This is a genomic window from Allobosea sp. LjRoot90 (genome assembly GCF_964254315.1).
Lineage (GTDB): Bacteria > Pseudomonadota > Alphaproteobacteria > Rhizobiales > Beijerinckiaceae > Allobosea.
On the sequence record NZ_CAXUTF020000004.1, the window covers coordinates 101,656 to 113,808 of the forward strand.

At 65.8% G+C, this 12,153-nt stretch carries 13 protein-coding genes; 9 read left to right on the forward strand and 4 right to left on the reverse strand.

The genetic code is table 11. The features are described from left to right. The first annotated feature begins 11 nt into the window (after positions 1 to 11). Positions 12 to 1,073, forward strand: a complete 1,062-nt coding sequence (locus tag ACSQ3M_RS15940; protein ID WP_436151060.1) for a MaoC family dehydratase — start codon at positions 12 to 14, stop codon at positions 1,071 to 1,073. Positions 1,074 to 1,087: 14 nt separating this feature from the next. Here ACSQ3M_RS15940 and ACSQ3M_RS15945 read toward each other — a convergent pair whose 3' ends face one another. Both ACSQ3M_RS15945 and ACSQ3M_RS15950 read right to left on the reverse strand, forming a co-directional pair. After that, positions 1,088 to 1,390, reverse strand: coding sequence for a hypothetical protein (locus ACSQ3M_RS15945; RefSeq protein WP_126114900.1), 303 nt, complete (start codon positions 1,388 to 1,390; stop codon positions 1,088 to 1,090). A 55-nt stretch (positions 1,391 to 1,445) separates the two neighbouring features. After that, positions 1,446 to 2,270, reverse strand: coding sequence for a hypothetical protein (locus ACSQ3M_RS15950; protein ID WP_436151061.1), 825 nt, complete (start codon positions 2,268 to 2,270; stop codon positions 1,446 to 1,448). 264 nt (positions 2,271 to 2,534) lie between these two features. Between ACSQ3M_RS15950 and sdhC the strand changes: the two genes are divergently transcribed. The 6 genes from sdhC (at position 2,535) to creD (ending at position 8,022) form a co-directional block, all read left to right on the forward strand. Next, complete coding sequence (sdhC, locus tag ACSQ3M_RS15955; RefSeq protein ID WP_436151062.1) at positions 2,535 to 2,927, forward strand: succinate dehydrogenase, cytochrome b556 subunit; 393 nt, start codon at positions 2,535 to 2,537, stop codon at positions 2,925 to 2,927. 11 nt (positions 2,928 to 2,938) lie between these two features. Then, positions 2,939 to 3,331, forward strand: a complete 393-nt coding sequence (gene sdhD, locus ACSQ3M_RS15960; protein ID WP_436151063.1) for a succinate dehydrogenase, hydrophobic membrane anchor protein — start codon at positions 2,939 to 2,941, stop codon at positions 3,329 to 3,331. Between the two features lie 2 nt (positions 3,332 to 3,333). Next, complete coding sequence (gene sdhA, locus ACSQ3M_RS15965) at positions 3,334 to 5,166, forward strand: succinate dehydrogenase flavoprotein subunit (RefSeq protein ID WP_436151064.1); 1,833 nt, start codon at positions 3,334 to 3,336, stop codon at positions 5,164 to 5,166. Then, positions 5,163 to 5,543, forward strand: a complete 381-nt coding sequence (locus ACSQ3M_RS15970; RefSeq protein ID WP_436151065.1) for a hypothetical protein — start codon at positions 5,163 to 5,165, stop codon at positions 5,541 to 5,543. Before sdhA ends, ACSQ3M_RS15970 begins: the two co-directional genes overlap by 4 nt. Then, on the forward strand, positions 5,536 to 6,321 hold the full coding sequence (locus ACSQ3M_RS15975) for a succinate dehydrogenase iron-sulfur subunit (protein WP_436151066.1): 786 nt from the start codon (positions 5,536 to 5,538) through the stop codon (positions 6,319 to 6,321). The genes ACSQ3M_RS15970 and ACSQ3M_RS15975 overlap by 8 nt, the downstream gene beginning before the upstream one ends. 285 nt (positions 6,322 to 6,606) lie before the next feature. Continuing rightward, positions 6,607 to 8,022 (forward strand): cell envelope integrity protein CreD, encoded by a 1,416-nt coding sequence (gene creD / locus ACSQ3M_RS15980; RefSeq protein ID WP_436151067.1) that lies wholly within the window; start codon positions 6,607 to 6,609, stop codon positions 8,020 to 8,022. Positions 8,023 to 8,025: 3 nt separating this feature from the next. Here the strand turns inward: creD and ACSQ3M_RS15985 are convergent, their stop codons facing one another. Together ACSQ3M_RS15985 and ACSQ3M_RS15990 are read right to left on the reverse strand one after the other, a co-directional pair. Then, complete coding sequence (locus ACSQ3M_RS15985) at positions 8,026 to 9,270, reverse strand: NAD(P)/FAD-dependent oxidoreductase (RefSeq protein WP_436151068.1); 1,245 nt, start codon at positions 9,268 to 9,270, stop codon at positions 8,026 to 8,028. Continuing rightward, complete coding sequence (locus ACSQ3M_RS15990; protein ID WP_436151069.1) at positions 9,267 to 10,064, reverse strand: glutamine amidotransferase; 798 nt, start codon at positions 10,062 to 10,064, stop codon at positions 9,267 to 9,269. Before ACSQ3M_RS15990 ends, ACSQ3M_RS15985 begins: the two co-directional genes overlap by 4 nt. 54 nt (positions 10,065 to 10,118) lie before the next feature. Between ACSQ3M_RS15990 and ACSQ3M_RS15995 the strand changes: the two genes are divergently transcribed. Further along, the gene (locus tag ACSQ3M_RS15995; RefSeq protein WP_436151070.1) at positions 10,119 to 10,955 is read left to right on the forward strand and encodes a TetR/AcrR family transcriptional regulator; all 837 of its coding nucleotides are present in this window, start codon (positions 10,119 to 10,121) and stop codon (positions 10,953 to 10,955) included. Positions 10,956 to 10,967: 12 nt separating this feature from the next. After that, positions 10,968 to 12,152: an efflux RND transporter periplasmic adaptor subunit gene (locus tag ACSQ3M_RS16000; protein WP_436151071.1), complete on the forward strand. Its 1,185-nt coding sequence runs from the start codon at positions 10,968 to 10,970 to the stop codon at positions 12,150 to 12,152. Position 12,153: the final 1 nt, after the last annotated feature.

Sequence of the window (12,153 nt, forward strand, 5' to 3'; positions counted from 1 at the left end):
AGGCCAAGCCGATGTCCGACAGTCCGACCAAGACCAATCTAGGCCGCTTCTTCGAGGATTTCCGGCTGGGCGAGACGATTGTGCACGCAACGCCGCGCACGGTAACCGCCGGCGACGTCTCGCTCTACACGGCGCTCTACGGGCCGCGCGTCGCGGTACAATCCTCCGATGCCTTCGCCAAGGCGATCGGCTATCCGGCGGCGCCGGTCGATGATCTGCTCGTCTTCCACATCGTCTTCGGCAAGACGGTGCCGGACATCTCGCTCAATGCGGTCGCCAATCTCGGCTATGCCGATGGCCGCTTCCTCACGCCGGTCTTTCCGGGTGACACGCTGTCGACGACGTCGGAGGTGATCGGGCTGAAGCAGACCTCGGGCGGCGATGCCGGCATCGTCTATGTCCGCTCGATCGGGCGGAACCAGAACGCCGAGATCGTGCTGAGCTATGCCCGCTGGGTGCTGGTGCGCAAGCGCCAGCCCGGCACGCCGGCGGCGTTCGAGCAGGTGCCGGAGCTGCCGAAGAGCGTCGCGCCGGAAGCGCTGGGCGAGGGCTGTCCGCCGCTGCATCTGGCAGCCTATGACGACGCCCTCGCCGGCTCGTCCTTCCGCTGGGGCGATTACCAGGCGGGCGAGCGCATCGACCATGTCGATGGCATGACCGTTGAGGAGGCCGAGCACCAGATTGCGACCCGGCTCTACCAGAACACCGCCAAGGTGCATTTCGACGCCTATGGCGCGCGCGAAACCCGTTTCGGCAAGCGCCTGATCTATGGCGGCCACGTCATCAGCCTGGCGCGGGCGCTCTCCTTCAATGGTCTCGGCAACGCCTTCCACATCGCCGCGATCAATGCCGGGCGTCATGTCTCGCCGCTGTTCGCCGGCGATACCGTCTTTGCCTGGAGCGAGGTGCTCGAGGCGGCCGAGTTGCCGGGGCGCGAGGATGTCGGGGCGCTGCGCCTGCGCCTCGTCGCGACCAAGAACCTGCCTTGCAACGAATACCCGCTGAAGCACGCCGACCAGTACGCCGACGGCGTGATCCTCGACTTCGATTATTGGGCCTTGCTGCCGCGCTGACCCCGAGGGGAACCTTACTGGGTGCCTTCGCCGGTCTTCTTGACGCTGACCTTGCCCTTGCCGTCGACCGTCGCCTCGTAGGTCAGGAGGTCGATGCGCTCCTCCTGCGAGATCGAGACGGTGAAGGAGGTCGTCGAGTTCTGCTTGATCGCGCTGATCCCGCCGCCGCCGACCTGCTTATAGGTCCGGCTGATATCGGCGAGGATCGCCTCGATGATGCATTTGGAGCGTTCGATCGCGTTCATCTGGCAGCGCTTTCCTGTGGCGTGGGCGGGGCCGAGCAGGCCGGCCATTCCGCTCAGAACGAGAATGAGCATCGAAAGGTTTCGTGAGGCGGTTCGTGGCATGGCGGTCCAGCCGGGTTGAGTAAGCTTACTTGCGCAAGGGCCGGTGCGTGAGCATGGCGTTGCTGGCGACCTCGGCGGGAATGCGCGGATAGATGCGCTGCGTCTTCGCCTCCCAGTCGGTCGCCGTCAGCGCGTTGCCCTTGCCGGAGAGCGCGACCATCGCCTTGCGCCAGGGCATGGCGTGGCTCAGGCGCAGCTGCATGCCCTGGCCCATGACGGAATACTTGTCGACGTCGGCGACGCCGTAGCAATTCGAGGCGTTGGTATCGCCGCCGGGCGGGCAATGCGCCTTGCCGATGTCGACATGGCCCAGCCCGAGCAGGTGGCCGACCTCGTGGACATGAGCGCGCTGCATGATCGCCTTGCCCTTGCTGTCGGTGCCCTTCTGCACCGAGTTGGTGTCGAGGCTGTCATAGAGCTTGGCATGCGAGCCGAACCAGGTCTCGCTCCTGTGCAGGCGGACCACGTCGATGACGTGATGGTGGCCGCCCAGCGCGATGTCGCGATCCTCGATCTTGAACAGGCACCAGATGTTGGGTCGGTATTTGATACCGTTCTTCTCGATCTCGTAGACTGGGAAGTTGTTGGACAGCCAGAATTTGCCGTTCCAGAAGCGGGCCGCGGTGTCGACGAAGTTCTTCCGCCACAGATTCCAGCTGCCAACCGTCCATTTGACGATCTTGCGGTTTGGCGCGGTGGCGCGGCCATAGTCGTGATAGGTGCCTTCGGCGGCTCCTGCAGCCGGATTAACCTGCCGGAAGCCGAGCTTGAGGGTCAGCGTCAGCTCGGCATTGTTGTAGGGATCGCACATGTCGGTGTTCAGTTCGGCGTCGGATTGTGGAAGGCTCATGCCCAGTTTCATGGATGGTCCTCGCCCTGTGCTATACGGTCCTGAGGAAGGTGGTGAGCTGCGCTTGTCCGGCTTTAGGTGCTTTTCGCCGACAGGCCTTTGGGCTGGTGGAGGATCAGGTGAAGTTACAGATTTTATTTTCTGTAACCGACCATTCGCTTGCCGCATTGCAGCACGAGGATGGTTTCGTTAGACAGCCATTCACTCTAGAACGATACCAAGCGATCTTCGCTTTGTGAGCTTGAAGGGTCGGGAGTTTCGAACTTGGCCGAGTCCAGACCGGCGGCGCGCCCGCTTTCCCCACATCTGCAGATCTACCGCTGGTCCTGGACCATGGCGATGTCGATCGCCCACCGCGTCACCGGCACTGCGCTCTATGGCGGTACTCTGCTGATCGCGCTCTGGCTCATCGCCGCCGCGTCCGGTCCCGCCGCCTACGAGACCGCGCAGTGGATCGCCGGCTCCATCCTCGGCAAGCTCGTGCTGTTCGGCTATACCTTCGTGCTGCTGCACCACATGGTCGGCGGTCTCCGCCATTTCGTCTGGGACCTCGGCCATGGCTACGAGCCGCAGACCCGCACGAATCTGGCGAAATACAGCGTCGTCGTCTCCGGCGGGCTCACCCTGCTGGTCTGGATCGTCGCGCTGACGCGCTGAGGACAAAGCCGATGCTCTCCAACTCCTCGATGCGCACTCCGCTCGGCCGCGTTCGCGGTCTCGGTTCTGCCAAATCCGGCACCGGCCATTTCTGGCTGCAGCGCGTCACCGCCGTCGCCAACGTCATCCTGACGCTCGCCTTCCTGTGCATCGTCATCTCGCTGATCGGAAAGCCCTATGCGGTTGCCGTCGCGACGCTGGCCAAGCCGCATGTCGCGATCCTGATGCTGCTCTTCACCGTCTCCGGCGCCGTCCATATGCGCCTCGGCATGCAGGTCATCATCGAGGACTACGTCCAGCACGAGGTGCTGAAGATCCTCGCCGTGATGGCCAATACCTTCTTTGCGATCGCGGTTGGCGCCGCCTGCGCCTTCGCGCTCCTGAAGATCTCGTTCGGAGGCTGACCATGGCGATCACCCGCGCCCGCCCCGTCCCGGCCTATACCGGCCAGGCCTACGCCATCACCGACCACACCTTCGACGTCGTCGTCGTCGGCGCCGGCGGCGCCGGGCTTCGCGCCACGGTCGGCTGTTCGCAGGCCGGCCTGCGCACCGCCTGCATCAGCAAGGTCTTCCCGACCCGCTCGCACACGGTCGCGGCCCAGGGCGGCGTCGCCGCCTCGCTCGGCAATATGGGCAAGGACACCTGGCAGTGGCACATGTACGACACCGTCAAGGGGTCGGACTGGCTCGGTGACCAGGACGCGATCGAATACCTCGTGCGCAACGCGCCGGCCGCCGTCTACGAGCTCGAGCATTGGGGCGTGCCGTTCTCGCGCACCGAGAGCGGCAAGATCTACCAGCGCCCCTTCGGCGGCATGACCACCGATTTCGGCAACGGCCCGCCGGCGCAGCGCACCTGCGCCGCCGCCGACCGTACCGGCCATGCCATGCTGCACACGCTCTATGGCCAGGCGCTGCGCTACAACACCGAATTCTTCATCGAGTACTTCGCCATCGACCTGATCATGGACGAGGACGGCCATTGCCGCGGCGTGCTCGCGCTCAAGCTCGATGACGGCACGCTGCACCGCTTCCGCTCGCAGCAGACGATCCTGGCGACCGGCGGCTATGGCCGCGCCTATTTCTCGGCGACCTCGGCCCATACCTGCACCGGCGACGGCGGCGGCATGGTGCTGCGCGCCGGCCTGCCGATGCAGGACATGGAGTTCGTGCAGTTCCACCCGACCGGCATCTACGGCTCGGGCTGCCTGATCACCGAGGGCGCGCGCGGCGAGGGCGGCTATCTCACCAATTCCGAGGGCGAGCGCTTCATGGAGCGCTACGCCCCCTCGGCCAAGGACCTCGCTTCGCGCGACGTCGTCTCACGCTCGATGACGATGGAGATCCGGGCCGGTCGCGGCGTCGGCAAGAGCAAGGACCACATCTACCTGCATCTCGACCATCTCGACCCGAAGATCCTGCATGAGCGCCTGCCCGGCATCTCGGAGAGCGCCAAGATCTTCGCCGGCGTCGACGTCACCCGCGAGCCGATCCCGGTGATTCCGACGGTGCACTACAACATGGGCGGCATCCCCACGAACTTCCACGGCGAGGTGCTGACCAAGGTCGATGGCGATCCGGACCGGGTCGTGCCGGGCCTGATGGCGATCGGCGAAGCCGCCTGCGTCTCCGTGCACGGCGCCAACCGCCTCGGCTCGAACTCGCTGATCGACCTCGTGGTCTTTGGCCGGGCGGCAGGCCTGCGCTGCGCCGAGACGGTCAAGGCCGGCGAGAAGCAGCCGGAGCTGCCGGCGAACTCGGCCGATCTGTCGCTGACCCGGCTCGACAAGTACCGCAACGCCAAGGGTGGCACGCCGACGGCGGTGCTGCGCGACAAGATGCAGCGGATCATGCAGGACAACTGCGCAGTCTACCGCACCGGCGAGACGCTGGAAGAAGGCCACAAGCTGATCCACGAGGTCTGGGGCGGCATCACCGACATCGGCACGACAGATCGCTCGCTGATCTGGAATTCAGACCTGATCGAGACGCTGGAATTCGACAACCTGATCACCCAGGCGGTCGTCACCATGGACTCGGCGCTACAGCGTCCCGAAAGCCGCGGCGCCCATGCGCGCGAGGACTATCCGGACCGCGACGACAAGGACTGGATGAAGCACACGCTCGCCTGGATCGACGACGAGAAGCGTACCATCGCGCTCGATGACCGTCCGGTGCACACCTACACGCTCTCGAACGACATCGAATACATCAAGCCGAAGGCGCGGGTGTATTGAACGCCGGCACCAACACGATGCGTCTCTCCGCTCATGTATTTGGCTGCATTCTGGTAGGGGCGCTGACCTGCGGCCCTGCCTATGCTGCCGGTGGAGAGATGCCGTCGCTGTTTGGTTTCCTTACCCTCGGCATTTTGCTGGTAGTCGGCTTTGCGCTGTATGCCGTTCCACCAAAATACACGGTGATGCTTGTCGCCGCTCTCTGGATCGGTGGACTGGCTCTCGCGGGAACCCAGTACGGCATCTCGGGTACGGCGCTCCGGGCTACAAAATTTGGATTGCTAATGGCCTGTCTCACTTTGCCGATCGCCGCCGGATGGCTGCTGGGTCACGTCGCAAGAAAGCGCTTTTCTCAAATCGGAACGCGTCATGGCTGAATTCACTCTCCCGCAGAACTCCCGCCTGACCGAAGGCAAGGCCTGGCCGAAGCCGGCCGCCGCCAAGAAGGTCACCGAGTTCAAGATCTATCGCTGGAACCCCGACGACACCGCCAATCCGCGCACCGACACCTATTATGTCGATCGCGACGATTGCGGGCCGATGGTCCTCGACGCGCTGATCTGGATCAAGAACAAGGTCGATCCGACGCTGACCTTCCGGCGCTCCTGCCGCGAGGGCATCTGCGGTTCCTGCGCCATGAACATGGACGGCAAGAACGGGCTCGCCTGCACCACCGGCATCGACGAGTGCGGGGCGAAGGGCAAGATCGCGATCTACCCACTGCCGCACATGCCGGTGGTCAAGGATCTCGTTCCCGATCTCACCCGCTTCTACGCCCAGCACGCCTCGATCGAGCCCTGGCTCAAGACGACGACGCCGGCGCCCGAAAAGGAATGGTCGCAGGCCAAGGACGACCGCGAGAAGCTCGACGGGCTCTATGAGTGCATCCTGTGCGCCTGCTGCTCGACCTCGTGCCCGAGCTATTGGTGGAACGGCGATCGCTATCTCGGCCCGGCGGCGCTGCTGCAGGCCTATCGCTGGCTGATCGACAGCCGCGACGAAGCCACCGGCGAGCGCCTCGACAATCTCGAGGACCCGTTCCGGCTCTATCGTTGCCACACCATCATGAACTGCGCCAACGCCTGCCCGAAGGGCCTCAACCCGGCCAAGGCGATCGCGGAAGTGAAGATGATGATGGTGACCCGCCAGGTCTGAGGTGGGGCCTGAATTCTACTGGCGCGGCCGGAGTGGTCGCGCGTCATGCTCGGGCTTGACCCGAGCATCTCAGACCGGATGAAGTTCCGGTCGGCGCTCTCTCGTCACGAGATTCTCGGGTCTGCGCTTCGCTTCGCCCGAGAATGACGCAGGGGCCTCGGCGAGACCTGAATCGTCACCCCAATTCCGCCGCCGATTCCGCTGGTTTCGGCCCTCAATCGATCACGCCCGCGACAAGACGCCGCGCTCTCCTGGTGACGCTAAGTCACTGCATGAGGGCGAATCATGTCGCAAGAGCAACAGAACGAGAGCAAGCCCGAACCCCCGGCCTTTCCGGCCGGAATCAATCCGAGGCGGTTCGGGCGCAGCCCCGGCCTGAAATTCTTCGTCATCGGCTTCCTGGCGCTGCTGCTGCTGATCCCGTTGATGTTCGTCTCGGGGCTGCGCAGCGAGCGCTCGGCCACCGCCGGCCAAGCGGCGCGCGAGATCGGCGAGGCCTGGGGCCGCGAGCAGGTCGTCGGCGGGCCGGCGCTGCTGGTGCCCTATCTGGTGCCGGCCAAGATCGCCAATGCCGCGCCGACGCGCGAGGTCGCGGTCTTCCTGGCCGACGATCTCCAGGCGAGCTCCGAGGCCCAGACCGAAATCCGGCGCCGCTCGATCTTCGATGTGCCGGTCTATCGCGGCAAGGTCGCGCTGAACGCGCGCTTCCTGCCGCCCGATTTCAAGGCGATCACCTCCGAGACGGTGCAGCCGCTCTGGAACGAGGCGGTGCTCGCCGTCGGCGTCGCCGATGTCCGCGGCCTGAAGAACCGCGCCACGGCGCAAATTCGCGATGGCGCGGCAATCGAGTTCGAGCCGACCTTCGGCGCTGGTATCCGCGAGGGCAGCGGCATCCATGCCGCCCTGCGCGATGCCGACCTGACTAGGCCGTTTTCGGTTTCGATCGGGCTCGATCTCAACGGCTCGCGCAGCCTGTCGATCGTGCCGCTGGCCAAGAACAGCGCGATCCGGATGAGCTCGAACTGGGAGCATCCGAGCTTCTCCGGCGCGCATCTGCCGGATGACCGGGTGATCGACGCCAACGGCTTCTCGGCCTCCTGGCGGGTCTCGCATCTGGCGCGCAACCTGCCGCTGGCCTTCAGCCATGACAACCGGCGTGCCGATGCGACCTTCCTCAATGGCGGCGTCGGCGCCCGCTTCTACCAGCCGGTCGATCTCTACCAGCTGGTCGATCGGGCCATCAAATACGGCGTGCTGTTCGTCGGCGCGGTCTTCCTCGCCGTGTTCGGGCTGGAGCTGGTGGCGCGCGGTAACCTCCATGCCGTGCAGTACACGCTCGTCGGCTTCGCGCTGGTGCTGTTCTATGTGCTGCTATTGTCGCTGGCGGAGCATCTCGGCTTCCTGACCGCATATCTCACCGCGGCAGCTGCGACGACGGCGCTGATTGCGCTCTATATCGGTCTCGTCCTGCGCAGTTTTGCGCGCGGCGCCGTGCTTGGGCTGATCCTCGCCACCGGCTACGGGCTGGTCTATGCGCTGCTGAAATCCGAGGATTTCGCCTTGCTCGCCGGGGCGATCGGCGGCTTCGTCGCGCTGGCGACGCTGATGCTGGCGACGGCCAGGGTCAACTGGTCGGGCCTTGGTGATAGCGTGGCAAAGAGTGTCACAAGCGATCCGGCGCGGCCGACTGCGCCGGTATGACGCCTAGGACAGGTAGCGGCCCGGCGCGAAAGGCGCCGGGTCGGCCGGAGCCTGTTCGCCGCAGACCATCGCGGCGAGGATCTCCCCCGTCACGGGGCCGGTCGAGAAGCCGATATGCTGGTTGCCGAAAGCGAGCCAGAGACCGGGATTGCGCGGCGCCTCTCCGATCATCGGCAGCGAATCCGGCAGGGTCGGGCGCGAGCCGCGCCATGTGGTGTCCTCAGCCGGTTCGGTCAGCGGAAAGGCTTCGCGGGCGCGCGGCAGTACCTGATCGATCTGGGCATGGTTGTCGGGCGCGTCGCGGTGGGCAAGCTCGACGCCGCTGGTCAGGCGCAGGCCGAGCTCCATCGGCGCCAGCATATAGGAGGCCTCGACATCGTAGATCGGGCGGTTGAGGAAGCGCCCCTGCGCCGGCTTGTAGTGGCGGTGATAGCCGCGCTCGACATTGAGCGGGACCTTGAGCCCGAGCGGCCGGAGCAGGTCGGCGCTCCAGGGGCCGAGCGCCACGACCGCGAGATCGGCCTCGTGCTGCGTGTCCTTGCCGGTGGCGCGCCAGCCATCGCCCTGCTTCGACAGCGCAGTCACCTCGTCGCGCAGGACCGTGCCGCCACGGGCGGCGAACAGCGCGGCATAGGCTTCAACCACCGCGCCCGGCCAATCGACCGAGGCGCTGTCCTTGTGCAGCAGCGCCGCCGAGAAGATCGGGTTGAGGCTCGGCTCCAGCGCCGACAGCGCCTGGCGGTCGAGCGCCTCGACGCGCACGCCATGATCCTCGAGGAAGGTCCGGCGTGCCTCGGCAGCGGCCAACCCGGCCTCGCTGCGCCAGAGTTCGAGGAACCCGGTGTCGCGAAGGCGCCAGGCGATGCCGGCTTCGGTCATAAGCCGCTTGTGCAGGGGCAAGGCAGGCGCGGTCAGGCTTTGCAGCGCGGCGACGCGGTGGCTAAGCCGGTTCGGCCTGGCTTCGTTGAGGAAGCCGAGGGTCCAGCCGGGATTAACAAGGAGATGGCCGAGCCGGTAGCGCACCGCCGCATGCCGGTTGCTCAGGTATTTCGGCAGGTTCTTCCACAGGCCGGGATTGTTGAGCGGCATGATGGAGGAGCGGCTGATCACGCCGGCATTGCCATAGGAGGTCTCGCGGCCGGGTTCGCGCCGGTCGATCAGCGTCACCTTGAGGCCGCGCTTCTGCAGCGCGAGCGCGCAGGAGACGCCGACCATGCCGGCGCCGATAACGATGACGCTGCGACTCACTTCGCCAGGTCCGGGGAGAGGGCTGGTTCGGCGAGCCAGTGATCGAGGAAGCCGTCGAGCCAGGCGCGCACGGCAGGATCGTACTGATACCAGCCGGCGAGGTGCTGGTGGCGCAATTGTGCGCCCGGCATCAGCGTGCGCTCATGCGCGCGCACCGACCAGCGGCACATCATCGCCAGCGTCACTTCGGGATGGAATTGCAGGCCGTAGGCCTTGCGACCGACGCGGACCGCCTGGACCGGGAAATCGCCGCCGGTCGCCAGGCATTCAGCGCCGGTCGGGCAATCGAAGCCCTCGCGGTGCCATTGATAGACCGTTCCCGGCCAGATGCTGCTGGTCGTGGCGGCGTCGGCATGGCCGGCTTCCGTCAGGCTGAGCGGGTAGTAGCCGATCTCGGCCCGGCCCTCTGCATGCGTGTAGACGGTCGCGCCGAGATGGCGGGCCAGCATCTGCGCGCCGAGGCAGAGGCCGAGGAAGGGCGCTTCCTCCTTGAGGCAGACGCCGATCCAGTCGATCTCGGCCTTGACGAAATCGTCGGGGTCGTTGGCGCTCATCGGGCCACCGAAGATCACGGCGCCGGCATGACCCTGCATGGTCTGCGGCAGCGGATCGCCGAAGCGGGGCCTGCGGATGTCGAGGGCGTGGCCGCGCTCGGCGATGAGGCGGCCGACGCGGCCGGGCGTCGAATGCTCCTGATGAAGCACGATCAGCACCGGCTTGCGCGGTGGCAGAACGGCGTCGAGGCGGTTGCGGAGCCGGCGACGGGTCGGGAAGCGATAGGACAGATCGTTCATCGCGATGGTCGATTGCGCTCCCGAACCGGATTCTCCGCGCCGGATCACCTTAAAATGCGGTTTGCCGACCCTCGCGGCAAGCAAATTATGAGCCATGGCGGGCATGGCGGACGCCAACGCCGTGCATGCTTCGTGCAATCTTCCGTCAATACTCCTCTGGCAATGCAACTCCTAGTGACGACGCTGATTGACTCCCAGGTCAGGTTCAGGCATGAGAATGAACGTTCATTCTCATCTTTCAAAAGAAGCATGTCGCAGGTCGTCAACACTTCCTCGGCCGAGCGCGGCCCTTCAGAGCGCCATGTCCGCATTCTCGATGCGGCCGAACGCGTCTTCGCGCGCGCCGGGTTCCATGCGGCGACGATGAACGACATCGCCCTCGAGGCGGGGATGAGTCCGGGGAATCTCTACCGGTACTTCTCCTCGAAGGACGCGATCATCGCCGGGATGAGCGAACGCGACCGCATGGAGATCGCGGCCGACTTCGCCCAGCTCGATCCAAGCAAGGGTCGGTTGCTCGATCAGCTTGATGAGCTCGGCCGCCAGCATATGGTGCGCAAGCCGCGCGAGAAGGCGATCATCGCGTTGCAGATTTGGGCGGAAGCCTCTCGTACGCCCGCTATGGCGCAGATTTGCGCCGGCTTCGACGAAACGGTCGAGCAGGGGCTCGGCGCAGCTGTCGAGGCTGCCAAGGCGAGCGGCGAACTGCCGAGCAATCTCGATCAAGCGCGCTTCCTGCTGGCGCTGTTCATGATGGCCGACGGCTTCTTCTGCCGGCGCGCCGTCGATCCCGATTTCGACGCCGCAGCCGGCGCCGAAGCCCTGTTCGCCGCGATGCGGGGTCTGGCGCAGACCATGCTGCTGCCGCCCGCCGACGGCCAAACCTCGTAAGAAGACGTAACCATGCCCATCTCGACCAGAAACCTGATCCTGCTGCCGCTCGTCGCACTCGCCTGCGCGCCTGGGGTAGCTTTTGCCCAGGCTCCGGCCTCTGCCGCCACCACCCAGCAGCCTTCCGCCGGACCGGCGATCACGGTGACATCGGCCAAGCGCGACGAGATCGTGCAGAGCGTCGTCGTGTCCGGTTCGATGATCGCGCGCGACGAGGTGCTGGTCGCACCCGAGATCGACGGCGTCGTCATCACCGAATTGCTCGCCGAGGAAGGCGACCGTGTCGCCGCCGGCCAGGTGCTGGCGCGGCTGTCGCGCACCACGCTCGAAGTGCAGCGCTCCCAGAACGAGGCGCAGATCAAGCGTGCAGAGGCAGCAGTAGACCAGGCCAAGGCGCAAATCGTCGAGGCCGAGGCCAATCTCGTCCAGGCCAACAATGCCTTCGACCGGACCAAGGCGTTGCGCGACAACGGCAATGCGAGCCTCGAGACCTTCGACCAGCGCGCCGCCGCGGCGCGGGGCGGGCAGGCACGATTGAACTCGATGAAGCAGGCGCTTGCGATCACCACTGCCGACCTGGCGCTGGCCCAGGCCCAGGGGCGCGACATCGAGGTCAAGCTGGCGCGGACGGAGATCAAAGCGCCCAAGGCCGGCATCGTCAGCCGCCGCAACGCCCGGCTCGGCGCGATGGCGACGATGGCGGCTGCTGAGCCGCTGTTCAGGATCATCGCCGATGGCGCGATCGAGCTTGAGGCTGATGTCGCCGAGGTCGAACTGCCCAATCTCAAGATCGGGCAGGTGGTTGCGGTCACGCCGGCAGGTGCCGACAAGCCGCTTACCGGCCAGATCCGGCTGATCTCGCCCGAGGTCGAAAAGGCCTCGCGGCTTGGGCGGCTGCGTATTTCGCTCATCGACAACCCGCCGGTCGCCATCGGCTCCTTCGCGCGCGGCGTGATCGAGACCGGCCGCAAGACCAGCATCCTCCTGCCGCTTTCGGCGATCACCTATTCGCGCGGCGGCGCGATGGTGCAGTCCGTCAAGGATGGCCGGGTGACGACGAAGAAGGTGACGCTCGGGCTGATCGGCGGCGGGCGCGCTGAGATCGCGTCCGGCCTCGCCGAAGGCGAAAGCGTAGTGGCGCGTGCTGGCACCTTCGTGCGTGACGGCGACATGATCACGCCGATCGCGACGAACTGAC

Coding starts and splice junctions, on each gene's coding strand:
- ACSQ3M_RS15990 (WP_436151069.1), bottom strand. CDS start 10,064: ATGAACGATCTGTCCTATCGCTTCCCGACCCGTCGCCGGCTCCGCAAC.
- ACSQ3M_RS16000 (WP_436151071.1), top strand. CDS start 10,968: ATGCCCATCTCGACCAGAAACCTGATCCTGCTGCCGCTCGTCGCACTC.
- sdhD (WP_436151063.1), top strand. CDS start 2,939: ATGCTCTCCAACTCCTCGATGCGCACTCCGCTCGGCCGCGTTCGCGGT.
- ACSQ3M_RS15945 (WP_126114900.1), bottom strand. CDS start 1,390: ATGCTCATTCTCGTTCTGAGCGGAATGGCCGGCCTGCTCGGCCCCGCC.
- ACSQ3M_RS15940 (WP_436151060.1), top strand. CDS start 12: ATGTCCGACAGTCCGACCAAGACCAATCTAGGCCGCTTCTTCGAGGAT.
- ACSQ3M_RS15995 (WP_436151070.1), top strand. CDS start 10,119: ATGCGGTTTGCCGACCCTCGCGGCAAGCAAATTATGAGCCATGGCGGG.
- ACSQ3M_RS15950 (WP_436151061.1), bottom strand. CDS start 2,270: ATGAGCCTTCCACAATCCGACGCCGAACTGAACACCGACATGTGCGAT.
- sdhA (WP_436151064.1), top strand. CDS start 3,334: ATGGCGATCACCCGCGCCCGCCCCGTCCCGGCCTATACCGGCCAGGCC.
- creD (WP_436151067.1), top strand. CDS start 6,607: ATGTCGCAAGAGCAACAGAACGAGAGCAAGCCCGAACCCCCGGCCTTT.
- ACSQ3M_RS15975 (WP_436151066.1), top strand. CDS start 5,536: ATGGCTGAATTCACTCTCCCGCAGAACTCCCGCCTGACCGAAGGCAAG.